The following is a 23,561-nucleotide window of genomic DNA, read 5'->3' on the forward strand; positions in this document are numbered from 1 at the left end:
ACGGTGATCGCTGGTGACGGCACGCCACCCAGCGGCCCCTGAGCGCGGGGTGCGGCTCATCGCCAGCGACTCGAAGGCGTCCGCTGCCGGGATCGTCTGTACAGCGGTCTCGCCGCGGCTGACCGAGTGGGTACCGGAGCTGCTCACGAAGCTCCGTCCACGGAGTCAGCGGACCGTCCGCCGCCACGCCACCACCGAGAAGCCGTTTCGAGCCAGCGCAGCGATCCTCTCGACGACGCTCCCGGAGTGGAACACCACAACGGACACGTGGGGTGACGACACCGCCGAGGCGGTCAGCTACACGCACGCCATCGCGACGCTTGCGCTCACGTACGCCGAAGAAGATCCTGAGTCCCGCTCTGCGTACCACCGGCGACGGTACGCCGACCTCACCGACACGGTCGAGTCCGTTGGGACGGGACGCGGGCCGGTCAACGGAGATCTTGGCGCGCTCGCGAAGGGACCAGTCGTACTTCACCGAGAACTCGACGATCACCCACAGACGCTCACACTGTTCCTCGACGGAGAGACGTGGACGGACCTGACGGACCGACGGACTGGCGTCCGAGCGCTTGCGGCGATCGCCGTCCTGGCCGATGGGTTCGACGTGCGCGTCGTCGCGTCGCCGGCGCTCCAGCGTGAACTGACCCGTCGGTACCCAGCGTGGAGTGAGACCCACCTCGGTCTTACTGGCGACCGGGATCGGTCCCACCGAAATCACCGCCGCACTCCAAGCCAACCAGCGCCCACGGACGACATCCACCCCGCGTGGGCGGCACTCGGTGGGCTCGCCAGCACACCGGGGAAACGGCGTCTCCTCGGGAATCTCGACACCGATCGAGAGCGGAGCTACCGCGATCTCGAACAGGATCACGCGATCGATATCGAGACGGGAACCGTCAGCCGGTACGTGCTCGATCTCGAAGATCGTGGCCTCGTCACGGTCGACCGTCGCGGCCAGCACAACACAGTCTCGCTCTCCGAACGTGGCGACACGGCGGTTACCCAGTGTCTCGACGCCAACGACGAACTCATCCATCCGAACCAGCGCCAGCTGGATACCCGTCTTACTGACACCCCTCACGACGCTACAAGTACAGTGTCTTCCCGCCGGGAGGGCCAGCCGGGAACCACCCCGACCGGGATCGATGAATGGATCGCAACGACGGGTGATCCGGATGGCGACGCCGACTACGTCCAGTGGCTGACCGGCCCCGAGGAATCCCCCGAGACGCAGTCGGTTCACCGGCGCTTCACCGTTCCAGCCCACGAGACGGGCATCACGCTCGTCGACGATCAGCCAGCCCCGTTCGACGACGGTCGGGTCACCTATCTGAGCCACCACGCCGAGACGGCGCTCGTTGTCAGCCAGTGGGGTGGCCCCCTGGTCACGTTGGGACGTCTCGCGGCTGCCTTACTCAGCGACAAAGCGCTGAGTAAGATCCTCACCCCATCGCGAGTCGGTCGCGACTTCACCGCGATCCACGACGGCGTCACCGACCGCGATCCGGGGCAAACGCTTCGTCGCGGCCATCAAGTCGGGTGGTTCAGCGAGGACGAAACGACCTACACGGCGTGGCGTCAGCGCGTCGAAACGGTTCGCGACACGCAGCTTGCCCGACTCGCGGCGCTTACGGACAGCGACGACACGGCCGCTCGGAGCGAGCTCTTCGAAGCCCTCCACGGGCTCGTCGCGTCGGCGACCCACCTGTACCACGCGGCGGGTATCGATCTCACCGCTACGATCAGACTCCCGGATACCGACGCAGTTGCGCGGAAACCCACCCGACTCGAGAATCTCTGTGAGTTTCTCAGCAAGACTGTTCCCAAACAGTCTGTCTACGGGATCCATTCAGGGTATCGGATGCTGTTCGAAGAGCGCCCCGCAAAGCTGTGCCGGCGGCTTCCCTACGACGTGGAGCCCAACGCCGAACTCGATCTCACGATGTCGTGGGTGCTTACCGGGCCGACAATCACCGCACTCCACGACGACATTGCCGCAGCGCTCCGTGCGGAACTCACGACGGTCCGCGAGGCGATCGCCGACGGAACTGAAGACGCACCCACCCTCACGATTCCCGTCAGAGACGGCACGACCTACCCCGCCATCCGGCGGGTAATCGACGACGTTGCGATGACCCACGATGTACAGTGGACACCCCGCGAGCGCCAGCGGCTCGTGCGGCTCTGTCTCCGCTCGTTTGGCCCGGCGGACACCCACGGAGCGTGTCCGTACGATGTCGTGGTGAGCCTTCAGCGAGCGCTGAACGAGTCACCCAACCCAACCCCTGCCGACGTCGAACGCGCGGCGGCCACGCTCCCACCCGAGCGCTTCCGGCCGGATCTCACGCCGACGGCGACGAAGCTGTACGCCGCCCTACTGCGGGCCGACACGCCGCTCGGCCGCAGCGAGCTCCTCGACCGCGCAGACATCTCCGCGAGCAGCTATGATCGCCGACTGAGTGACGTTCGCGAACTCGATCGCGTTCGTCCCGTCCAGATAGATGGCCATCGCCGGTGGACGACCACAGCCACACTCACGTCGCGAACGCCACCCGTGACGGCGTGGCTCCCACCAAACAGGGGTACGACAATACCGCTGGTGACGCATCGCGACCCGCTTCGACCAACCGGGCAACAGCACCCGATCGAGACCAAGCGGGGACGCCACCACCCCCAACCCACGCTGCGTATCACCACCCCGAACGGGGCCACCCCACACACCACGTATCCGATGAATCTGCGCCACGAATGCCCGCAGTCGCACCGAACCGACAAGTACCCACCAGACAGCCGAGACACCCCCGCCAACGAGACAATGGCAGCCACAGCCTACCCGACGACAGCAGTCGCAACGTCACACCAACAGCCACAGCGCTCGCTCACGAGGACCAACCAATGAGTGACCAATCACTCGATCTGGAGACCGTCATCAGATACAACCGCCCGACAGCGACAGATGGGTCCATCCAAGTTAGCACCGACCGCACCGAAGTCACCGAGGGCTCGCGTGTCCTCCTCGGCTTCGGTGATGATCACGAAGTCACCTACGCCGTGCTCACGCCGAGCGAAGCCCAAACAGTCGCGACCGCACTCGAACAAGCAGCCGAGCGCGCAGCCGCCGCAGACACCCTTGAGGATCCAACCAATGAGTAACAACACCCTCGATCTCACGGCGGACATCGACACGGTCGGCACGCCCGACAGCGAAGACCCAGATCACGATCCAACCAACGGCCGGTGGCTCGAAACCCAGGTCGCTGACGCACTCGATCGGTGGGGGTACAGAACTGCCCGCAACGAGTACTGTTTTGGGCTCGAAACCGACGTGATCGCCCGCCGGGACAGACTGCGTGGGGAGCCGACCGACTTCCTCGTCGTCGAATGTAAAGACTGGCATCAAGTGCCGGTCCAGCGGGACGCTGTCGAAGCCGTCGCGCTCCGGGCCGCTCTCGCGCGAGCACTGCCCGTACTCGCCGTCGCCCGCCGCGTCACGGCGAGCGCATGGCAGTTGGCACAGCGCCTCGACGTGCGGATTCTGACCGAACAGGATCTCTTCAAGGACCGGCTCCCGCCGCTCACCGAACGCCGGCCGCCGGGTGGCACGCTCCACGCACAGCGGGAACCGCGCATCCAAGAGATGCGTGACCGGTTGCCACTGTTAGTCCACCGTCGAAGCGGGCTGGATATTGAGGCGCCGGTGTTTAACGGGCCGAATCACGGGCCGTGTTATGTGCCCGATCGGACGGGCAACGGCGAGTATGTCGACGCTCGCGACACTGACTACGAGTTCGGCTAGAAACGAGCGCTGGGGGGATCTCACCCGCACAAGACTGCGGAGGTCCCACCTGCGTTTTATGTCTTGACCTCCTCCCGCGCCTGAAGACGCGGGAATCCCACCACGGGATTTCAGGCCGAGCGAAGCGGCCTGTTGGTTTCAAGACGCATACGTTCCAAGCGTCGTCTGCTGGGTTTCAGCATCGGCTTGGCTGTCTTGTGGCCCGGTCAAAGAGGCCCCATCCGTAGCCGAGTCATCGGCACCAGCCTTCTGCCGGGAAGCCCAGTCGCTTTGGCGGTGACTCTCTCCACTACGGTAGCGGTCTGCAATGTTTATCGCCCCGTTCACGTCGGCTTGATACTCACCGACCCAACAGCCGCCGTTCGAGCATCTAAACGTCGCCTGTCGTGGCCGGTAACCGTGTTCACCGCAGGCGTGACATGCCTTCGACGTGTTCCGGGGATTCACCGTCTCGACGGGAATCCCCTTCTCGGTAGCTTTGTAGCGAATCTGTGCGTGGAGCTTGGCAAAGCCCCACCCGTGCAACCGCCGATTCATGTACTCGCCATAGTCCATGTTCTCGCGGATGTACCTCAGGTCTTCCAGCACTAACACTGGGTTGTCGACGGACTCGGCGTAGTCCACGACCTCGCTGGTCACACGGTGAAAAACGTCGTCAATCTGGTCCCACAGTGCGTCACCGAACGAGTCTGCGATTCGCTCACTACCACGCTTCTGAAGCCGTCTTGTGGCGGTGAAGTGGGTTTTTCGGAGCCGACGAACGGCTTTGCCGTCGGCGGCCCACAGGCGGGGGCGAACCGGAGAACCGGAGCCGTCGCGGTGACACACCGTGACGAGGCTCGCTTCTCCGATGTCCACACCAACCGGTGTCCGCTTATCGGCGGACGCCTCAGATTCGTCCTCCACGTCGCGGGTAGCGGTGATGTGGAGGTACCACGTTCCATCCCGCTCGAACAGCCGACTTTCACCCATCTCGGCGTCGTCTGCGTTTAGCGCTTCAAGCCAATCCCGCTGGTCGGGATTGGCGCGTGCTGGTATCCAGAGGTGGTAATCCTCGTGGTGCGGGACTTTGGCGTACCACTCGATAGCGTTCTGTGGCTGGTGGTCGAGTTGTAGGCCCTCGTTTGTGAACCGCACTGGGTGGTCGTCGTGGATCTCGTTGGCGTCGTAACTGTTCCCACAGAGTTGTGGGACGTACTTCTTGAGGGCATTTTTCGCGTAGCCGCTCAGGTCGTACTCGACAACCACATCGTTGGTTGCTGACTGCGTGTCACAACCAGTGTCAAAGGCGGCCTGAAGCGCCCGTTGATAGGCATCGCGTGTCTCACGAAGTTTCTGTCGCTTATGGAGGTTCGGGTCCACAAGCTTCAGTTCGAGGGTTTTCGTGAGTTCGCCCATCGTCACCGTACGAAGATTTTGGTTGTGGCAGATATATATCCCAGCCATCCGGAGTGGAAGTGAATCCGTGGGAAATCCGGCACTACAATAGAACAGTGGGTTGTCACACTATGATGTCCGCTCGACCCCCGCCTGTTCGTTCCTCGGTTCCGACAGAGTGTCGGAACACTCGTCACTCACGGCAAGGCGGGGGTATGCGCTCGTATCTCTATCAGAGCGACTGGGAAAAGCTTCAAGGTAGTACATCGAATAGTAATACTATAATGAGTACAACTGACGAAGGCCGAATCGTGAACCTGAGTCAGAAAGGCCAAGCGACGATTCCCAAAGAGCTCCGGGAGAAGCATGGAATCGAACCGGGAAGCAGGGTTCGCATTCACGAAAACGAGCAAGGAGAGATTGTCGTTGAACCCCTCCCCAGCCTCCAAGACTTCCGTGGAGCCGCAACCACGGCAGAGTGCGGAACGGCCATCCTTCGTGAGGAGCGGAAGGCCGACAAGGAGCGAAGTCAACGCCTCGAGCGAGACAATTAATGGATCACGTCGTATTCGACGCGGAACCGCTGATTGCCTACTACTGGGACGAGCCTGGGAGTGATGCCGTCGAAGCGATTATTGACCGCGTGGAAGGCGGCCAGCTGAAGGGGTCAGTGAACACGGTGACGTGTACCGAAGTGCGGTACGTCTGCGGACGAGACGACCCACAGACAGCGCAAGCATACGTAACTCGGATTCGAAACTGGTGCGATATCGTTACCGCCGAAGACGTCTGGGAATCAGCCGCCGATTACAAGCGCGACTACAACGTCGCACTCGGAGACGCCTTTACGCTAGCCACAGCAGCGATGGAAGAGGCGACAGCCTACACAGGTGCTGACGACGATTTCGACGACGTGGACGTGACCGTGAAGCGATTTCGCGAAGACGGTGTCTGAGCGGCTCAAGTCCCTGACCCACACCAATGGCCGAGACGACTAGCACCCACGCTACAGTACGATGGGCCTCGAGGATGACGAGGCGGTTCACAAAGCGCGTTGTCGAATTAGGAACTCCTTCCCTCAAGGAACGAACGGCCTCACCCGTGAGCGACTAGGAGGGTAGTTCACTCGTGGAGAACTGACAGTGTACCTCCTCGGTACTCGGGCTACCCGTCGGTGAGGTTCATGTGCGTTCGAGGCGTCTATTCGCGCTCCGTATCCGGGCGATCGATACCGTCTTCGAGATCAGCGAGATCGCGTTCGAGTCGATCGATGTGCGTTTCGAGGTCGTCGACGCTCATCAGGGCGAGACGAAGGAACGCCGCGTCCCGCTCTGGCATCAACGGAAGTTGACTCTCCGATGTTGGCAGGTCGTCTGACTGTCGTGCGCGTTTGCGGACCAGTTCTTCGCGAGCACCGCGCAGTTCTCGACGGAGGAGTTCGGCGTCGTTCATGGAAAGACACACACCGGCGAACAGCCCGCTACGGCCCTGGAAGGGCGGTCGCACGGACCGTCTCACCAAGTGCGTGGCTTTCCGACCAACGCTCGAGCGTTCATGCTAACTTGACTCGAGGGGCATAATAAATGCTTTCTGTCAACTAACGGAACTCGAAACCGAAGAGTCGCACATAGGACACAAGTTGAGAAACTACTATATACTACACGCTACTACAGGCTGGTACAGTATGCCCGTCTACCTCGAAAACCACGACCCAGAACTCGATCTTCGACCGGGCACCACGAAGTCAAACATCGTCGCACACCTGTACCGAAACCCCGAATGGGGATTCTCTCCGAAAGATCTCGATGAGGACCTCGGCATTCCGCGAGGGACAGCCACAACAACGCTTGCTCGGCTCTATGACGAGGAATACGTGGGTAAAACCGAAGATGGGTATTACCATGCGCTTCCCGAGCGTGATGACCTCCACCGGTACGTCAGAAATCTGGATCAGGTGAATCGACTGTTTGGGCACCACCGAGACACGGACGACCCCGACCCCGAAGCGATGACACCGGCAGAAGAGCCGGACGACGCAGACTTGGAGGCCGAACTCGACGAGCTCGAAGCAGACCTCCAACATGAGTAGGCACCCATCTGGAACAGTCTGTTGGGTTCGCGATCCGACGGACGCACACGCAGACCGCCCGGCTGTCATTTTAGCGCACGACACGCACCCGTTCGGCGCAACCGACTGTACGATTATGTGTATCGGGACGAGCGCCAACAAATACCAGACACAGTACACTCCCGAAGTCAAAGATATCCATTTGAAAGGGATCTCACTAAGCAAGCATTCGTATTTTATGCCCTAAGCGCTATATACGATACCACCTAGCGCAATAATAATGCTAGAATCCCTCGAACTACACGCCTCCCCGGTAGCAGCCAGTCACTCCTCAAGGCCGAGTTCGGACAACACAGTTGAGTGACCAACAAATGGCATATCCGGCGAGGTCACATCGTGGGGCCACCGCCACGTCCGGTTTTTGATCAGATCAAGGGCATTGTTGTCACGAGATTTACGCTCAGCGAACTGCCAGAGCGCCCGGCCAGACTCACGCATACCGGGGGCTTTGCGTGACGTCTGCGGTTTGTAGATCCGCTCGTTCATCGGCTTGATAAAGTCGGGCTTTTCAATCTCGCTGTAGTCGACAGCGACAGTGTATCGGTCAACAAATGTTTCGTAGGCATTCTTGTACCGTTCACGTTTGCCAGCCGCGTCGCTTTGATTCCAATTAGCAGGGTACTCATTTGGATCAAGCCGCTCGAGTTGGTCGCCGTTACGATACCGAAGGCTACTCCGGGCTAAGTACGCAAGTTGCGTTGGGACAAACGGTCCATGAACATTGCTCCGGTCGGCAGCACTCGGATCCGATTCGCAGAGGAGATCTTCAAACTCCCATGTTGCGACGCTCTCGTCAACGGACCCAGCGGCAAGCACCTCCCCATCCGGTGTCTCAAGCCGGAGTTCCGGCTCGATCTGTGATGGCGAACGTGCTTTGATATCAGTATCGTCCTCGTCTTCGGCTTCCGGTGGCTCCTGATACCTTAGATACCACTGGGATGACTCGACATCCGGTGGCAACACCGGTTTACTCCCGTCAGTAAGCGTCAGCTCGTCCGACATCGTGTACAGCTGCGCGCCATTATGAACGTCGGTGTCGGTGACGGGCTCTCGAAGCATTTTGGCGATCGATTGCGCTTTGGATTTATTTTTGGCAACAAAAATGACCTCCATATCATAATGCGCGGCGCGTGCTGCGTTTGTCAATACATTTGCTGGTTGATCGGTGTTTTTTTCTTCGACTTCAACGAAGTACTCGATCTCGTCTTTTTGTATCCAGATATCAGGCACAGACTCGGTTGCCTCAGTATCGAGTTGCTTGACCGTCCAGCCAGCGTCCGCAAAGTAGTCCATAACCCAGTCCTCGTTGAGCTGATGTTCCGCTGACCCACGAGTGGCCAGTCTGACCGACTGCTCGTCGTCGTACTGGGTGACGTTTTCGGGCGAAGCGCCCTCCGGATCCGCTGTCTCGCCCGCAGTTGTTGGTACGACGACGGGATTCGTGATCAGCTTGGGTGGATCGATGTAGCCGACGTTCTCCCACGGAGAGTACTCGATCGAGTCAGACACGAGCGCAACGAACGCTCGCACTGTTCGCTTATCAACTGGGATCTTCGTGTAGTAGTTGGCATACTGATAGAGGTTCTCGAGTTCTTTGTCGGTGTCGTGATACCCGGCGTACAGGTCGTGACAATCTTTGCGCCCGGCAAGCACACGTCGTGCTGCACGGATGATTTCGACATCATGTTTGTGCCGTGAGACGGCCTCGTAGCGATCGCCGGAGGTGTCGATATCGAAATACCGTGTTGCGTCGAGATCAAAGTTTGAGCGAATCCGATTCGTTTGGTCGTCATAGTACGTGCTAAGATCGACTCGCTCACCAGTATCGAGATGTTTGGCGAAATCGTGTTCGGTGGCAAGTCCGTAGTTGGGCCGATAAACGGCAAGCCGCTGTGAGAGTTCGAAATCAGATTGTTTTCCGCCCCGCGAAATAATTGTCTGTAGCAGATAAGGAACATCTTGGTCGTTGAGATCGCTGATGAGCTCAACGACACCGTGTGGATTCCGCTGTGCTAGCGGGAGCAGATCGGGACTTTCCCGAACCGCAAGCCGACACGTCGGCCGAATGGTTCCTTCAAGCGGTGACAGATCGACAGCACACCGGTCGTAGCCGTACCCATACGGCTTGACAAGCTGCTCTTTACACGCCGATTCAAGCGCCCCAGTCGCCGCGCTCGCTTCGTCGTGAGTCACCGATGTTGGAGTGCCAAATTGGCCAACCTGCGTCTGATTGGGGTCATCAAGATCATCGTCTTCGTCTGGTTGGGCTTGGACCGTCGAATCAATCGGGTGAAGCACCCATTCTTGATGCGGTGCTGCCGGCCATGACAACAACTCAAGCCGCCGGAGTTTGGTGTTTGAAAACGCCGATCGGATCACCGACGCAAGGGGATGACTCTGCGCCGGTGGCGTCCCATCGTCGCGTTCCGGTGGCCGCAACCGGAGACAGCCGACGCGGGGCCACTGTGAGTAAATCTTTACATCGTCCGTGTCAGTTGGGTCTGTCATTTGTAGTCAGGGGCAACCGCAAGGCTCTCTGCAAGCGATGCTGTCGGCGTCCCGGCCGCCGTCGCGTCAGCAAACGGGGCGGCCGGCCGGTCCGCTGTCGTGTCCGGGTAGATCCACCCACGTTGGGTGAGCGTCACCGTCTCGGGCTCCATGAGCGCTGATTCGGTGTGAGTCGGCCCTGTCGTCCGGCGTGAGAGGTCTGTCACCAACCGTTTCAGCTCCATGTGTGACACCACGGTGACCGACTGTGGGCACAACAAGCGGCGGCACGCAGTGGCGATCGTCGACGCTGTCAGCGTTGTTTCGGCCTGACACGTGTACGTGGTGACGAACGCTTCGAGAGCCGTTTCGAGTGACTCTTCGTGTCTCCCGAACCGCCGGCGTGGATCGACCACTGACGGGCCAGCTGGGCCAACTGAGAGACACGTCGCGCGTGGACTCCACCAGCGCCGGGCGGGGACCGCCGGGAGCTGGATCGACCGGTACTCGTCAGCGAGCGCAGCTGGCGTGTCGTACTGATCGCGAGCCACGCCATCGGTCGTCCGCACAACCGGCGGCGACTCTGGGGCGACCCATCGCAGCGGGGTGGAGGGATCATCGGACGGCACTGTCGGTCGGAGCGGCTCCCCCCAGACAGTTCCACTGGCGAGACACGCATCGGCAGCGTACAACCGAACCGTTCCATCTGGATCAATCGTCCACTGAAGCGGCATCTCGCGAGGCACAACAGCAACGTGTCCCGACGTGATCCAATGACGGGCCGTCCGTGGGTACAGGATCGTTTCCGTGTCGGCTGTCCCAACGAACGGTTCTCGCAAGATTGCGGCCGCCCGTTCGGCGGCGGCCTGCGTCTCGGTGACGACCGTTATCGCATGCGTTGCGACACCATGCGAGGCGGACGCAATAAGTTCGCCCGGCGGGACAGACCCATCGTCATCAACCACAAGAATACTCGCGTCGCCGTCTGGCGGGCGCCGCACAGCGGTGGCCCACGGCGTATCAACACCAGACGTCGCAGTCATCGACAGTGAGTCGCCGTACTCACGAAGACACTTGATCGCCCGCCGTGTCACGGCTGACGCTGCCGGCCCCACCGCTCCGGATCCCGGCGACGGCAGCGGCCAGTCAGCGACCGTCGCCGACGCCGGGGTCCAAAAGTTGGACGACGACTGATCACCAGCCGGAACCCGTGGGTTATGCCCAGCCGTTTCATCGGTCCCAGGAGCCGATCGAAGCAGCGCGAGCGACTCAAGGATCGGGGGCCGGCGATCGAAGTCGTGTTGGGTCTCCCACGCCGGTGTGTCATACCCCCAGACGAGCCCCAGCATGCTCGTCAGTGACGCAGCTTCAACTTCGAGTGTCGGTGAATACGCGAGGGTGTCGTACTGTTGGGCAAGCGACTGTGGATCCCCAAGCGTCCCGAGCAATCGCTGATACTCCAGCTGTTGGGTACAAAGATCAACCAACGTGCCCGCAGCCGCACCAGTCCTAGGCTGGCGGTGAAGCGTCGGCTGACACGGTGAGTGGCTGCGTGGCGTGCTGGGTTCCCACTTAGCCTCGGTCAACAGCTCCCACGTCGACGTGATCGCGTCGGCGTCGTACTGCGCGGCAAGCGACGGCCCAGTGTTTTGCGTACTGTGGCGTGCGAGGTCGCGCCGCTGGAGCGTGCGTGCCTGCGGGGTGACATGGCCAACCTGTTGTTCGACGTGGTAGGTGCCCGACCCAGCCGGCGCAACAATCGTGCGCGCAACGTGGGGGACCGACTGTTCGATGAGCTCGTCAAGATACGTCGCCAGATGACTCTGTGACCCGGCTCGGTCGACTGCGATCGGTGTCTCCGAATCGGTCACCAACCGGGTCGTGAGTGTCTGCGTCCGGCCGAGCGGCGTCGGATCGCAGGTGACGATTTCGACACCGATCCGATCAATGAGTTGGTCTGCGAGCCACGCCCCAAACCGCACGGTAAGCGTATCGACATCCTGAACGCTGGCAGAAGTCGTCTCAATCTCTGGGTCCGAGGGAATCGGGAGTGCCGACCCGCGACGGCTGTCTGGAGCTGGACACGCCCGCAGGAGATACTCCTCGTGAGCGATTCCCCGGTAACACAGGATATCGATAGCCCGAAGATTCGGCGGGGCAGCGCTGACGATCGTCCCGATTGCCTGTGCCAACATGCCCCCCATCGAATCGGCAATCCGCGCAGCTGGATCGGTGACGCCGGGCGGAATCAGTCGGACCCACTGGGCGTCGGTCTCGGCAGGTGTCTGTGATACGCTCAGCACTGGTCACCTGTCGCCAACTGAGCGCGCTGCCTGGTCGCTGCTGGCCACGGGACCTGTCGGGTGCCGGAACTCGCTCGGGGCTGTCCTGGTGGCCACCGGCGTCGCGACGCCTGTCGCTCCCGAGCGTCGCCCGGACGTCGTCGACGCGATCGACGAGCGCGTTCGGGACGTGTCCAGGCCCCCCACGGCGGTGACCCGGTGCGCCGCCGTCGAGCCACTTGCCGTATCAGGGTGCGACAGCCAGCGTGTCGCCACGCCGCAGGTGACCGCGCTCTCTGGCTCGCTCTCGTTGTCGTTCGGGCTGGCGGCGTCTCCTGTACACCGTCGCGTCGAACGGACGCCTGAGGGCACACCTGTGACAGTCGGGATCCGTCCGGCGGCTGGTAGCGAGCCCGACGGTACTGCTCGTCGACAGGAACGGGTACCCGCTCGCTCCCGAGCGTGGATCCGGCCGCCCACCGGCACCACACCGGCACCACAACTCGTCGTCGTCGCAACATATCGTGTAATCAGGCGATCTTCAATACCACAGTATAAACGGCCGGTTGAGAATATTGATTGTGATAATACCCAGGCAACTCTGGGTTGGTGTGTCGGTGATAGAGACCCAATTACGGAGAATCGAGGAGAAAGCCTCGCGCTTTAGCGCGGGGATGAATCCGACACTACACTTCACACTCCACCGTTCGATGGTACGGCTGGATATTCCACGCTGAGCAAATACACACCTTCAAGTAAGTATATCTACATGGGTTACATATGGCGAAACAGGTCGTTACCCGCACCTATACTGCTTCCATACGGAACCAGTCGCGGGTGCAAGACGACCTTGATTCGCTCGGGTTCGCCGCCTCGAAACTCTGGAACGTCGGACGGTGGACATGTAGCCGGATCTGGGACGAAATCGATCACATCCCGAACCACACCGAACTCACCACGTACCTCAAAACCCACGAACGCTATGCTGACCTGCATTCGCAGTCAAGTCAGCGAGTCCTTCAAGAACTCGCTGAAGCGTTCAACGGCTGGTACGGCAAACGACGTAACGGAGACACGAGAGCGAACCCGCCCGGTTACCGTAAACACGGTGACGAACACCCGCGTTCCACAGTCACGTTCAAATCCGCTGGCTTCAAACTCGACACCCAGTACAACCGCGTTCGACTCTCAAAAGGATCGAACCTCAAGGAGTATTGGTCGGACTTCATCCTCTGTGAGTACCAGACTCGCCCCGACGTTGATCTTTCGACCGTCGAGAACGTCCAACAGGTTCGGGCAGTTTGGACAGGTGAGAAATGGGAACTACACTTCGTCTGTAAGGTTGAAGTAGAGGTGGCTGAAGCCCCCGGTGAGAAGGCGGTGGGCGTTGATCTCGGGATCAACAACTTTGCCGCGCTTGCCTATGAAGACGGCCACAGCGAACTGTATCCGCTGAACTGTCTGAAGCAGGACGACTACTACTTCAGCAAGCGGATTGCCCGGTGTGACGACTCGAACTCTGAGCAGGCCACCCTGCTGAACCAGAAGAAATCAGCTCGTCGTACCCACTATTTCCATACGCTCTCGAAACACATTGTTGAACGGTGTGTTGAGCAAGGCGTTGGAACGATCGTAGTGGGAGATCTCTCGGGAATCCGCGAAGAGGATGACTCTGACGAGTCGAAAAACTGGGGCAAACACGGCAACCTCGACTTACACTCGTGGGCGTTCGACCGGTTCACAGACCTTCTCGAATACAAAGCCGAAATGGAAGGTATCACCGTCGAGGAAGTCTCCGAGGAGGACACGTCGAAGTCGTGTTCGTGCTGTGGTCGCAAGCGTGACGCAAACCGTGTTGAACGCGGACTGTATGTCTGCGATGAGTGCGGGACTGTGGCGAACGCGGACGTGAACGGTGCTGAGAACATTCGGCAGAAAGTATCTCCAAGTCCCGCCACGGATGGCGGTGATAGGAGTAACGGCTGGTTGGCACAGCCATCGACGTTCTTGTTTGACAAGGAAACTGGTGCGTTTACACCTCAAGAACAGGTAACGTCGTAAACCACAATATCCCAACCCAGCGGTGCCGTGGGAATCCTCGCGCTTCAGCGCGGGGAGGATGTCAAGGTGACGGTTATTAGTAGTCCAAATCGACAGCAGGCGCCGAGTTATGCTGACCACAATCCGACTGATAATAAGAATAAGTAGTGTAGAATTAGGGGGGCTGGTGAGAGAGGGATTCAGGACGGAGCCCCACGATAACAGAAGTTGAGACTAGCCTTCTCAATACATATGGGATTCTGACGCAGTTCATAAATAGTATGAAGACGTAGTCTGGCATAGAACGATGGCACGAATCACCGGCTCCTATCCAGACGACCTTGACCTCCTCATCGAGGGTGCTGTTGAGGCTGGTGTGTTTGGTGGCAAGAGCGATGCATTGCGAGAGTTCGTGCGTGAATACTTCGAGGACCACGAGAACGAACGTATTGCAGCTGCGGTGGCCCTCTACGAACGTGAGCGGATCACGCTCGGTGATGCAGCGAGACTTGCTGCTGTCGACCGCTGGACGATGCGTGACATCCTCCGTGAGCACGGCGTTGAACTCCGCCTCGGGCTCATTGACGAAGACGACGCGGCCTACGAGGTAGAGACAGCAAGTGAACTCGAATTTGATGAGGATGACTCGTCTGATGAGTATTCACCTACTAAATGACAAGCGACGATATTCCAGCGAACCCGAGCGTCCTGAACACGACTGACCTCTCGAATTTCGCCTACATCGACCAGCTGTGGGTAGTTGCTAACCTCTCTGGAATCTGTACGGTCCCAGTTGTTCGCGAGGAGCTCGAGCACGGTGTTGATGACCACCCATATCTCCAGTTAGCTGAATACAGGCGGTAAGCCCCTTCCTCAAGGAGCAACGCAGGCCGGAGGCCGAGTAGCGCAGTAGGGAGGGGATACACCGCCGTCATCGCCTCACATACACTGCTCTGTATCACTACTCCATGCCCCACGTACCGACACACTTACGTTGAAACAATGTATAAATACAGGTGATGGATAGACACGAAATCGAAGGCCACGAAGTCATCGAAGGCGAGGTGAAAGCCACCGGAAACGGCGCACACGTTCTCGTTCCGAAACAGTGGCGTGGCGCAGACGTGAAAATCGTCCGAACGTCTGATCCCGACGAATAGCTACTCCCAATGTACTACGCCTATAGGTTCCGACTCAATCCCACGCCCGAACAGCGTGAGCAACTGGATTACCACCGTGACACCTGTAGGCAACTCTACAACCACGCACTCAACAAATTTGAGCAAATCCCAGACTCGGCGGGGACACTCAACCAACGAGTGCGGCAGGTTCGGGATCAACTCACCGACCTCAAAGAGTGGTGGGAGGAACTGAACGATCTGTACTCGACAGTCGCACAGGCGGCTGTCATGCGAATTGAGGACAGCATCAAAGCTCTCTCCGAACTGAAAGAGCGGGGCTACAACGTCGGTAGTCTCAACTGGAAAGCCCCACAGGACTTCCGTAGTTTCACTTACGTACAGTCTGGTTTCGAGTTCGATAGTAAGAACGGCCAGCCTGTACTGTCACTGTCGAAACTCGCGGATATTCCAATCGTGAACCACCGAGTGATCCCCGACGACGTGACGATCAAAGAAGTCACGATCAAGAAAGAGCCGACAGGTGAGTGGTTCGCCTCATTCGCTGTCGACGGCAAACAGACACCGGAGAAACCAACCGGCCCCGAGCGATGTGTTGGGATCGACGTTGGGATACTCAAATACGCCCACGATACCGATGGCACTGCTGTCGGGTCACTTGACTTGTCCGACGAACGCGAACAGTTGGAACGCGCCCAGCGCGACCTCTCACGGAAAGAACATGGGTCGAACAACTGGGAGAAACAACGGAAAGTCGTTGCCCAACGCCATGCCGATCTAAAACGGAAGCGACGTGATTTCTTGCACAAGCTGTCGAACTACTACGCCACCGAGTACGACTTGGTGGCCGTCGAGAGCTTGGACGCGAAAGGGTTGGTTGAACTACCGGGCAACTCTCGAAACCGGGCGTCGGCGGCGTGGGGGACGTTCAAGCGGATGCTCGAATACAAATGCGACCGTGAAGGCACGCACTTTGTAGAGGTCGACCCGAAAGACACGACCCAAGAGTGTGCGTCCTGTGGCGTGAAAACCGAGAAACCGCTGTGGGTTCGTGAACACTCTTGTCCTTCCTGCGGGTTTGAAGCGGATCGGGACGCGAATGCGGCGTGGAATATTCTTTCTCGTGGTCTTGAAGAAGTAGGAGTGGTTCACTCCGAATCAACGCCTGTGGAGACTGCGCTCCCTGCGGATACATCCGTGTCTGCAAAGCGCGTCGTGGAAGCAGGAAGCCCCACCCTCAAGGAGCGAACGGCGTCAGCCGTGAGCGAGTAGGGTGGGGTAGTTCACTGTGACCATGAACACGTCTTTTACGGAGAATCAAGGAGAAAGCCTCGCGCTTCAGCGCGGGGATGAATCCGACAATTCTCTACAGCAGCCACGAACTTCTGGCTGGGTGTTTTAACTGAGTGGTCGTCGTATTAATAATCATCCGAGGCGGTCCACCCGCCCACTTAATCGGACAATATTGGGATTCCCGACCACACACACAGAAAGTACCCCTTTCTGTTGTAGTGTTCGGGTACAGTACGAAGTACCTCTGAATCCCATGCCGGGATAGGAGTAACGGCTGATTGGCACAGCCAGTAGCCGTCATCGGGACAGCTACAAACCGTAAACACCCCAACCCAGCGGTGCGGGGCCGTGGGAATCTTCACCCTTCAGGGCGGAGAGAATGTCAACAATGAGTGAAGCCGACAGACGGCTGTCCGAAGAGAGCGAACAACGGTTTCTTGATCTGTACGCCCACCTCTTGATGTATGTCAACGATCGATTCGATGTCATCGAAGAGATCGAAACGGTCGCTGACCTCGAACAGCACTACACTGACGAGCTTCTCCCGCTCCGAAACACGCTGTACAACGAGTCAACGACGGACCTGATAGAGGACTTCGTTGACCAGAACCCTGCTGACCTGTCGGAGGCTGATCTCGAGCAGGTCGCAGCATGGACTGACTTCATCACCGGAGAGTTTGTCGTCGTCCGCTATCGCGAAGACGACGCGATCTTCCTCGATTGGACAGAACCGCCGAAGGCATATGCAGTCCGCCCGGCTCGGCTGCCGTTCGTCGAAGTGTGGGATGAATCTGCACTTCCAGTCCCGGTTTCGAGTGTCGTCCTGTTGCCATTTGAGGATCAGATCGTCTACGATGGGTGGATCGGGGTTAAGAACATCATATTCGGGGGCTCGCTCAGCACTGACATCGACGACGGGTACGAAGAGGCCAAACATCGCTTCGGCATCATCGACTCGTTTCCAGTTCCCGAGGAAGCCGAAAAGACGGACGCCGAGGAGTTGCGCTTCTACATGAAGAACAAGCGCAACCGAGAGCGATACGCGTCGGAGATCGAGCAGTTGCGGGAGAAAACCGACGAACTGGAGCAGATTTACCATCAGGAGATGGGGAAGGCTCGAGCCCGCAGCTTGGGTCGCGAACTGCGCGAGTTGGGACTCAACAAAGCCTATGTAGCAATCTACGACGATCGAATCATCACCAGTGCTCCCTCCGAATCCGAGGTTCGCGAGCTACTCGAAGAAATCATGCCCGCTGGGAAGGCTGAGTACCCCTACATCTACCACTTCGATCCCTGAACGAGAGTCCACAGCCTACGACTGAAGTTGCGTGACAGTCGACGCGATTTCGCTTTTGATCGGTACGCCGGAGAACTCGAACACGCTGTCTCCGACACCGAAGGCGTAACTCTGGTAGGAGACGTCGGCGTGAATCCAGCATTCGACATCGCTGTCCGTTGCCTCATACTCGGCTTCACCTGTATTCTCTCCGTGCTTCAGCACGTTGAGCAGGTACTCTTCGATACGTGGCGCATTCGCGATCCGCAAGAGATGGTCGGCAGCGACGTTGTGTGAACTACCCTACCCTACCCTACTCACTCGCCGCTGACGCGGCTCGTTCGTTGAGGGTAGGGCTTCCTGCTTCCACGACGCGCTTTGCAGAAACCGTGGTGGTTCCCGTAGATCAAGGTGAGCGTTCGATATGAACCCACCGTGGCCCCAGAGTACTTTTTGTCTGAACCCACCGAGAGCCCAGAGTAATTCTAATGTGAACCCACCGAGAGCCCAGAGTAATTCTCGTCTGAACCCACCGTGGCCCCAAGTGTCCCCAGGCCGATCCGGGACGTGAGACCAGCCTCCCACCACACGCACCACGACGTCGCCTCCGCTCTTGGCATGGCGCCCTTCCGGGCGGCGTCGCTGTCGACGTCGTCGGGACGCTTCGTACACCGCCACAGCACCGTGCGATCGATCCGTCACCACTACAGCAACACCGACTGTCCCACGCCGCGCAGTTCCCTCACGACCGTGGTGTTCCCCACCACAATCACAACGCAAGACGCCGTCGTTCCCCACCACGATCACAACGCAAGACGCCGTCGTTCCCCACCACGATCACAACGCAAGACGCCGTCGTTCCCCACCACAATCACAACCCAAGACGCCGTCGTTCCCCACCACAATCACAACCCAAGACGCCGTCGTTCCCCACGTCGACATCACGCTCAGCACAACGCCACTGGTCGCCACGCCGTGCTCGGACGACCGAAAAACCGCACACACCACACTGAGACACCGCCGTGACCACTGCGACGCACCGAGACGCACGACTCGCCAGCAGCCATCGCTCCCTGAACGGGACCACAGTCCATCCCCCGTTAGGAGACGGGACGCCAGCCATCCATGACGCACTCGCTCAACACTGTGTCCTGGTTCACCACCCGGTTAGCTGTCGCGTCGATCCATGCCGCCGACTGGAGAAATCCCTGCGGACTCCCCGCGTGATCCGTGTGACCAGATCATGACCCACCCGACCACCGCGTTGTCACTGCGTGCGCGCCCCAGTAGGGACCCCCTCGTTCCCGACGCCAACGACGATCGCGACACACCGCAGCCACGACGACGACGCCGTCGTTTAGGGAGGCTCCCGACACGACGCCACGCACCGCATACCCGTCTTACCCACCCTCGATCCAGTCGTACCCACCGGCTCGCACCGTCACTCGGGACGGCTAACTCGTGGCTGCCCACCGGCGATGCTACCGATACCACATGTCGCGACCCGCAAGCACCCGACACTCGCGCAGTGAACACACCCCCAGTCCCTGCTCGCGCCGTCCGCGTGACCCGTATCTGTGGGCGCCAGTTGGACACGACATTCACCGGTGGTGTCTCGGTTGCGTTCACCATGTAGCACCAGCAGCGCCGCCTGACAGCGGCTCCTGACAAGTCCGGCGCAGTGACAGGCGGCATACATCGCATGCCCTGTGGCGGACTCTCAAGTTGGGTTCCTGTCAGCGCTACCCCCCGTTCGAGTGCTTGCTGGCCTACAGTTGACCGGGTGATAGCTTGGACAGGCCTCGCCAATCCAGTTCTTGTGAGTAGCCGCTTCCGGACGCAGACGTGTCCAGTGTGTGAGACAGACGCCGCCGTGTCCGGACGCACGGCTCCGTTTGTCCGTGCGCACCCCCGTCCGTTCTCAACCGCAGGACCAGCCGCTGGCGACAGATTGCCCCCCGTTCCCTACCGTAGGACCAACCGTATCCTGATGGAAGATCAGTTGTTCCCGACTGTAGGATCAGCAGTTTCCCACCGCAGGACTCACCGTTTCCCAATACAAGACTCATCGTTCTCCATCGCAGGACTCAGCGTTTTCCGCCACAGGACTCATTGGTTCCCACCGCAGAACTCATTGGTTCCCACCGCAGAACTCATTGGTTCCCACCGCAAGACCCCCCGTCCCCCAACGCAGGACAAACGATCCCCCAACGCAAGACACCCTGTTTCCTACCGTAGGACAAACGATCCCCCAACGCAGGACAAACGATCCCCCAACGCAGGACAAACGATCCCCCAACGCAGGACAAACGATCCCCCAACGCAGGACAAACGATCTCCCAACGCAAAACATCCTGTTTCCTACCGCAGGACAAACGATCCCCCAACGCAAAACATCCTGTTTCCTACCGCAGGACATCCCGTTCCTGAAAGAACAACGTCTCGTTTTCCAACACAGACCCCGTCATTGCCTCCCGTAGGAGACCCGCCTGCTCCGTTTTTCCTCCCGTAGGAGACCCGCTTGCTCCGTTTTTCCTCCCGTAGGAGACCCGCCTGCTCAATGAAGGAGTCTCATGTCTTCGCGACAGACCACCAGTTGCTACTCGGGACTGTCCGTCTACTCCCAGGCAATCGCCCTGCTTCCCGCCCTGGTATCGTCTGTTGGCTGCTACCGAATCGGAGGTCTCCTGAAAGGCGTGTATGATATAACGATATTACAGCCGTCTCACCAGACTGTGGCGAGCCGCATCACTATCGGCCTGGGGCTTCCAGTGTGCGTGGCCTTGGTGGGCTGACGACAAGGGGTGGGTTGCTGCTGAGCAGATCAGACCGGATCCATCCACGTGGGTTCGTCCTCGGTGTGGCTGCCGATGTTGAGGCCGCGTCGAGTGGTTTCCCAAGTCTCGGTGCTCTGGTCGCTTGCCGATCTGTGTAGTGTATTGGATCGGGTGTCCGCCCCGGTCAGTGGTCGCTTGGGCCCCGGTGGATGGCACCGCCCTATGTTATTCACACGCTCTGTCGGATCCTCTGGGTAGCTCTTTTTTATTTTTATTATCAGTCGGTTTCCTAACAGAGTAACCCCGCTACGTCTTGCGATTATACTGCTTATTGTCCGTAATTTAGAACTTCAGCTAAGCGGTCTAAGTATAATCGTGTCGGTAATCGGGTGTGATGGCAACGCTACCGTATTTTTGTGAATTATTCTATTTAAATTTGAATGAGGGGCTCCGTTGAAATCCTCAGAAAGTGATACGTTCTACTCCGGTTCCGGTCAATACAGGTGACTCAGAAACCTATATCGGTCGTCACCGATTCTCGTCGATCCACTCGCAGAACGCTTCGAAATTCTCCGCACCGGCGTCGTCAGCAATATCATGGAGCGTTCCGATGCTGATTGAGTCGTGGGCCGGAACAATCACGGTACGCGTATCCGTGTTCTCATGGCTTTCTGGTGGGTCCCATCGAAGAATCAGGTGATCCCCTGTGGTACGGACGTGCTGAAATCCACCAACGTTCGTCAGCACTTTGTACACGTCTTCACCGGAAAAATCCCGCGTCACCATTGCTACTGTAAAACATCGGGGATCTCATCGCTCTGTGATTGAGCGACTTCAGGATCAACACCGAGGTCACGTATCTCCTCATCGGTTGGAGGCCGCCCGCCATCACCTTCTACCGCCTCAATGACGGCATCAAGATTGTCAAGTGCTACGTCCCGGCTTTTACCTTGAGCAGTCACGCCGACACGGAGATCACGAGCCGTCCACTGACCATCTGGGTTCTTCACTAAGCGGATTTCCCGTTCAGGAGGGTCCGAATTCCCAGAGTCAGCTCGTGCCATACCTGCCGGTACTTCACCGAGACGCAAAACGCTTCGGGAGACCTACCGTCTCACACAGACCATTGATGCTCGATACGCACTCTTTGTCGACCGGCTGTTTCAGCCGATAATATATCTGAATAATAGGATTTCAGCAGAGCCGAATGAGAATTTGGATTGCGGTACGTCAAGTGAACGCCTGTGGGCTCAGCCATCGAGATCTGATCCCGTCTAGTAGTTGGTGAACGCACCCCGGGGTCAAGCCCCGGGGCTTCCTGCTTCAACGACGCGCTTTGCATCCACGGCCTCTCGGTGAGGCGTGAACGTAGGGAGCGCAGTCTGCACAGGCGTTGATTCGGACTGTCCCAGCCCTAACTGCCGCAATCCACGAGTGAGAATATTCTTCGCCGCGTTCAAATCACGATCTTCCTTGTGTCCGCACGCAGGGCACGAATGCTCCCGCACCCAGATCGGCTTGGCCGTCTCGACGCCACAAACCGAACACTCTTTTGTCGTCCCACGAGGTTCAACCGTTTCAACGTGTGTGCCGTGTAATTCACCTTTGTACTCTAACAGTTCGATGAACTGCGACCACGCCGCATCCTGTTTGCTTTTCGCATTTTGACTGGTTTCCAGCATCGGTTTCACGTCCAAATCCTCCACGGCCACCACATCGTACTTTTTCACGAGCCACGTTGTCAGCTTGTGCTGGAAATCTTCGACCTTCCGCTTGATTTTGCGTTTGGCTCGCGCCACCTGTTGGCGTTGTTTCTCCCAATTGTTAGAGCCGTGTTCTTTCCGAGCGAGTTTCCGCTGCTCGCGTGCGTACCGGTCGTACTCGTCCGACAGGTCAAGCGTAGCCACGGACAGATTTTTCGAGGTGTGGATGTAGTTGGTGATGCCGAGGTCAGCACCCACACAGTCTTCGGGTTTAACCTCACTCAGTGACGGTTTCTCTGGCGTGTCTTCCACGGTGGTGACGAGCGAGACGTACCACTCACCCGTCGATTCTTTTTTGAGGATGACCTCGTCAATCTCATCTTTGGATGGCACGTTGCGGTCTGCTCGGATATTGAACCAGCCGATCTTTTCGAGTCGGAGTCGCACGAATCGGTCGTCGCCCGTGTTGTGATCCACGTTCCAGCGACGGGGTTGATTGTACGACACTGAGCGAAATTCGCCGTTGCCTTGCCACTGTAACCTTCCGACGTTGTAGCCGTTTTCTCGACGTTCTTGTAGTGTTTCCAGATCGCTGTGGATCTGAGTGATTGCTTGTTGTGCGGCGTGTCTGGAGGGTTCCGCGAAGGTCGGCCAGCGGTCTGCCCAAGCGGTGAGTTTGTTGTGTTGGTCGTAGTCTGATGGTCGGTCGTTGTAGTCGGAGTTGTAGTAGTCTCGGACAGCGTGGTTGCGGATCTGCCGGAGGATGTCGATGTGGTGCCACGCTTCGCTCTCCACGTCGTCAGGCAGGTACGCGCGAAAACGAAGCGTGTGTTTCACGGTTGGTTAGTCGAGTTTTTCGACGATGAGTTTCAGTTGGTCGCCTTCTTCCAGATCAAGACCGTCTCGGACTTCTTCTGGGATCGTGACAACACCCCGTTGTCGCAGTTTTGGATAGCATTCCATCTGTCCAATACTGAATTATACTGTCTTAAGCATAATAATGCTGTCGGCTTCAACCCCGGGGTCAAGCCCCGGGGCAGTCGCCTCGGCCGCCTGTACAAAAGTAGTTTGTACCCCCCGAGCGGGGTGGAGGGTATGATTGAGAGATTCCCTCCGGTGAACAAATGTCAGACAGCAACACAGCAACGGTCGACAGCGCTTCACAAACTGAATGTACAGCTCCACAAAGTACTGCGACTCCAACACAGCCAATGACGTCGTCAACTCGGTGTGAACAAGTTCTCGAGTTTACTGACCACG

19 protein-coding genes and 2 pseudogenes are annotated in these 23,561 nt (G+C 58.8%); 12 read left to right on the forward strand and 9 right to left on the reverse strand.

The features are described 5' to 3' along the window. Positions 1–13 precede the first annotated feature (13 nt). The 3 genes from EXE52_RS06355 to EXE52_RS06365 are packed head-to-tail and all read left to right on the forward strand — an operon-like array spanning position 14 to position 3,799. Complete coding sequence (locus tag EXE52_RS06355) at positions 14–2,902, forward strand: helix-turn-helix transcriptional regulator (RefSeq protein WP_137703557.1); 2,889 nt, start codon at positions 14–16, stop codon at positions 2,900–2,902. Further along, positions 2,899–3,156: a hypothetical protein gene (locus EXE52_RS06360; RefSeq protein ID WP_049933263.1), complete on the forward strand. Its 258-nt coding sequence runs from the start codon at positions 2,899–2,901 to the stop codon at positions 3,154–3,156. Before EXE52_RS06355 ends, EXE52_RS06360 begins: the two co-directional genes overlap by 4 nt. After that, entirely contained in the window at positions 3,149–3,799 is a 651-nt protein-coding gene (locus EXE52_RS06365) for a restriction endonuclease (protein ID WP_137703558.1), read from the forward strand. The genes EXE52_RS06360 and EXE52_RS06365 overlap by 8 nt, the downstream gene beginning before the upstream one ends. Positions 3,800–3,937: 138 nt before the next feature. On the opposite strand, the gene EXE52_RS06370 is transcribed toward EXE52_RS06365, so the two are convergent. Continuing rightward, complete coding sequence (locus EXE52_RS06370) at positions 3,938–5,197, reverse strand: RNA-guided endonuclease TnpB family protein (RefSeq protein WP_137703602.1); 1,260 nt, start codon at positions 5,195–5,197, stop codon at positions 3,938–3,940. A gap of 263 nt (positions 5,198–5,460) precedes the next feature. Between EXE52_RS06370 and EXE52_RS06375 the strand changes: the two genes are divergently transcribed. Next, positions 5,461–5,730, forward strand: coding sequence for an AbrB/MazE/SpoVT family DNA-binding domain-containing protein (locus EXE52_RS06375; RefSeq protein ID WP_080508717.1), 270 nt, complete (start codon positions 5,461–5,463; stop codon positions 5,728–5,730). Continuing rightward, complete coding sequence (locus EXE52_RS06380; RefSeq protein ID WP_049933317.1) at positions 5,730–6,131, forward strand: PIN domain-containing protein; 402 nt, start codon at positions 5,730–5,732, stop codon at positions 6,129–6,131. Before EXE52_RS06375 ends, EXE52_RS06380 begins: the two co-directional genes overlap by 1 nt. Before the next feature lie 245 nt (positions 6,132–6,376). Here the strand turns inward: EXE52_RS06380 and EXE52_RS18705 are convergent, their stop codons facing one another. Beyond that, positions 6,377–6,514: a hypothetical protein gene (locus tag EXE52_RS18705; RefSeq protein ID WP_241988209.1), complete on the reverse strand. Its 138-nt coding sequence runs from the start codon at positions 6,512–6,514 to the stop codon at positions 6,377–6,379. Between the two features lie 346 nt (positions 6,515–6,860). Here EXE52_RS18705 and EXE52_RS06390 point away from each other — a divergent pair, with 346 nt between their 5' ends. Next, positions 6,861–7,265 (forward strand): helix-turn-helix domain-containing protein, encoded by a 405-nt coding sequence (locus tag EXE52_RS06390; RefSeq protein ID WP_137703559.1) that lies wholly within the window; start codon positions 6,861–6,863, stop codon positions 7,263–7,265. A 303-nt stretch (positions 7,266–7,568) separates the two neighbouring features. Here the strand turns inward: EXE52_RS06390 and EXE52_RS06395 are convergent, their stop codons facing one another. Together EXE52_RS06395 and EXE52_RS06400 are read right to left on the reverse strand one after the other, a co-directional pair. Next, on the reverse strand, positions 7,569–9,812 hold the full coding sequence (locus EXE52_RS06395; protein ID WP_137703560.1) for a hypothetical protein: 2,244 nt from the start codon (positions 9,810–9,812) through the stop codon (positions 7,569–7,571). After that, on the reverse strand, positions 9,809–11,986 hold the full coding sequence (locus EXE52_RS06400; protein WP_158413991.1) for a hypothetical protein: 2,178 nt from the start codon (positions 11,984–11,986) through the stop codon (positions 9,809–9,811). The genes EXE52_RS06395 and EXE52_RS06400 overlap by 4 nt, the downstream gene beginning before the upstream one ends. Positions 11,987–12,853: 867 nt before the next feature. Between EXE52_RS06400 and EXE52_RS06405 the strand changes: the two genes are divergently transcribed. The 6 genes and pseudogenes from EXE52_RS06405 to EXE52_RS06430 all read left to right on the forward strand — a co-directional run bounded on the left by EXE52_RS06405 (position 12,854) and on the right by EXE52_RS06430 (position 17,842). After that, a complete protein-coding gene (locus EXE52_RS06405; RefSeq protein WP_137703562.1) occupies positions 12,854–14,134 on the forward strand; it encodes an RNA-guided endonuclease TnpB family protein in 1,281 nt (426 codons plus the stop codon). A gap of 286 nt (positions 14,135–14,420) precedes the next feature. Further along, entirely contained in the window at positions 14,421–14,789 is a 369-nt protein-coding gene (locus EXE52_RS06410) for a UPF0175 family protein (RefSeq protein WP_137703563.1), read from the forward strand. Continuing rightward, positions 14,786–14,962 (forward strand): annotated as a pseudogene (locus tag EXE52_RS06415) (twitching motility protein PilT); the annotation flags it as partial. The gene EXE52_RS06410 and the pseudogene EXE52_RS06415, both read left to right, overlap by 4 nt. A 170-nt stretch (positions 14,963–15,132) precedes the next feature. Further along, positions 15,133–15,273: a DUF2080 family transposase-associated protein gene (locus EXE52_RS06420; protein WP_121600587.1), complete on the forward strand. Its 141-nt coding sequence runs from the start codon at positions 15,133–15,135 to the stop codon at positions 15,271–15,273. Positions 15,274–15,282: 9 nt separating this feature from the next. Continuing rightward, positions 15,283–16,524, forward strand: coding sequence for an RNA-guided endonuclease TnpB family protein (locus EXE52_RS06425; protein WP_049933324.1), 1,242 nt, complete (start codon positions 15,283–15,285; stop codon positions 16,522–16,524). A gap of 409 nt (positions 16,525–16,933) precedes the next feature. Beyond that, positions 16,934–17,842: a hypothetical protein gene (locus EXE52_RS06430; RefSeq protein ID WP_137703564.1), complete on the forward strand. Its 909-nt coding sequence runs from the start codon at positions 16,934–16,936 to the stop codon at positions 17,840–17,842. A gap of 15 nt (positions 17,843–17,857) precedes the next feature. On the opposite strand, the pseudogene EXE52_RS06435 reads toward EXE52_RS06430, so the two are convergent. The 5 genes and pseudogenes from EXE52_RS06435 to EXE52_RS19140 form a co-directional block, all read right to left on the reverse strand. Next, positions 17,858–18,112, reverse strand: a pseudogene (locus EXE52_RS06435) (hypothetical protein); the annotation flags it as partial. Between the two features lie 3,014 nt (positions 18,113–21,126). Further along, a complete protein-coding gene (locus EXE52_RS06440; RefSeq protein ID WP_049933484.1) occupies positions 21,127–21,384 on the reverse strand; it encodes a type II toxin-antitoxin system HicA family toxin in 258 nt (85 codons plus the stop codon). Positions 21,385–21,386: 2 nt separating this feature from the next. After that, on the reverse strand, positions 21,387–21,662 hold the full coding sequence (locus EXE52_RS06445; RefSeq protein WP_080508760.1) for a HicB family protein: 276 nt from the start codon (positions 21,660–21,662) through the stop codon (positions 21,387–21,389). Positions 21,663–21,899: 237 nt separating this feature from the next. Beyond that, entirely contained in the window at positions 21,900–23,138 is a 1,239-nt protein-coding gene (locus tag EXE52_RS06450) for an RNA-guided endonuclease TnpB family protein (protein WP_137703565.1), read from the reverse strand. Between the two features lie 6 nt (positions 23,139–23,144). Then, positions 23,145–23,264, reverse strand: coding sequence for an AbrB/MazE/SpoVT family DNA-binding domain-containing protein (locus EXE52_RS19140; RefSeq protein ID WP_129452496.1), 120 nt, complete (start codon positions 23,262–23,264; stop codon positions 23,145–23,147). Positions 23,265–23,561 lie beyond the last annotated feature (297 nt).

The sequence above is a fragment of the Halorubrum sp. CGM4_25_10-8A genome, from assembly GCF_005435025.1.
Lineage (GTDB): Archaea > Halobacteriota > Halobacteria > Halobacteriales > Haloferacaceae > Halorubrum > Halorubrum ezzemoulense.

Excerpts from the sequence above, each read along its gene's own strand:
- EXE52_RS06410 (WP_137703563.1), top strand. The coding sequence starts at position 14,421 with ATGGCACGAATCACCGGCTCCTATCCAGACGACCTTGACCTCCTCATC.
- EXE52_RS06400 (WP_158413991.1), bottom strand. The coding sequence starts at position 11,986 with ATGTTGGCACAGGCAATCGGGACGATCGTCAGCGCTGCCCCGCCGAAT.
- EXE52_RS06375 (WP_080508717.1), top strand. The coding sequence starts at position 5,461 with ATGAGTACAACTGACGAAGGCCGAATCGTGAACCTGAGTCAGAAAGGC.
- EXE52_RS18705 (WP_241988209.1), bottom strand. The coding sequence starts at position 6,514 with ATGCCAGAGCGGGACGCGGCGTTCCTTCGTCTCGCCCTGATGAGCGTC.
- EXE52_RS06420 (WP_121600587.1), top strand. The coding sequence starts at position 15,133 with ATGGATAGACACGAAATCGAAGGCCACGAAGTCATCGAAGGCGAGGTG.
- EXE52_RS06405 (WP_137703562.1), top strand. The coding sequence starts at position 12,854 with ATGGCGAAACAGGTCGTTACCCGCACCTATACTGCTTCCATACGGAAC.
- EXE52_RS06425 (WP_049933324.1), top strand. The coding sequence starts at position 15,283 with ATGTACTACGCCTATAGGTTCCGACTCAATCCCACGCCCGAACAGCGT.
- EXE52_RS06380 (WP_049933317.1), top strand. The coding sequence starts at position 5,730 with ATGGATCACGTCGTATTCGACGCGGAACCGCTGATTGCCTACTACTGG.
- EXE52_RS06440 (WP_049933484.1), bottom strand. The coding sequence starts at position 21,384 with ATGGTGACGCGGGATTTTTCCGGTGAAGACGTGTACAAAGTGCTGACG.
- EXE52_RS06370 (WP_137703602.1), bottom strand. The coding sequence starts at position 5,197 with ATGGGCGAACTCACGAAAACCCTCGAACTGAAGCTTGTGGACCCGAAC.
- EXE52_RS06395 (WP_137703560.1), bottom strand. The coding sequence starts at position 9,812 with ATGACAGACCCAACTGACACGGACGATGTAAAGATTTACTCACAGTGG.
- EXE52_RS06390 (WP_137703559.1), top strand. The coding sequence starts at position 6,861 with ATGCCCGTCTACCTCGAAAACCACGACCCAGAACTCGATCTTCGACCG.
- EXE52_RS06445 (WP_080508760.1), bottom strand. The coding sequence starts at position 21,662 with ATGGCACGAGCTGACTCTGGGAATTCGGACCCTCCTGAACGGGAAATC.
- EXE52_RS06430 (WP_137703564.1), top strand. The coding sequence starts at position 16,934 with ATGAGTGAAGCCGACAGACGGCTGTCCGAAGAGAGCGAACAACGGTTT.
- EXE52_RS19140 (WP_129452496.1), bottom strand. The coding sequence starts at position 23,264 with ATGGAATGCTATCCAAAACTGCGACAACGGGGTGTTGTCACGATCCCA.
- EXE52_RS06360 (WP_049933263.1), top strand. The coding sequence starts at position 2,899 with ATGAGTGACCAATCACTCGATCTGGAGACCGTCATCAGATACAACCGC.
- EXE52_RS06365 (WP_137703558.1), top strand. The coding sequence starts at position 3,149 with ATGAGTAACAACACCCTCGATCTCACGGCGGACATCGACACGGTCGGC.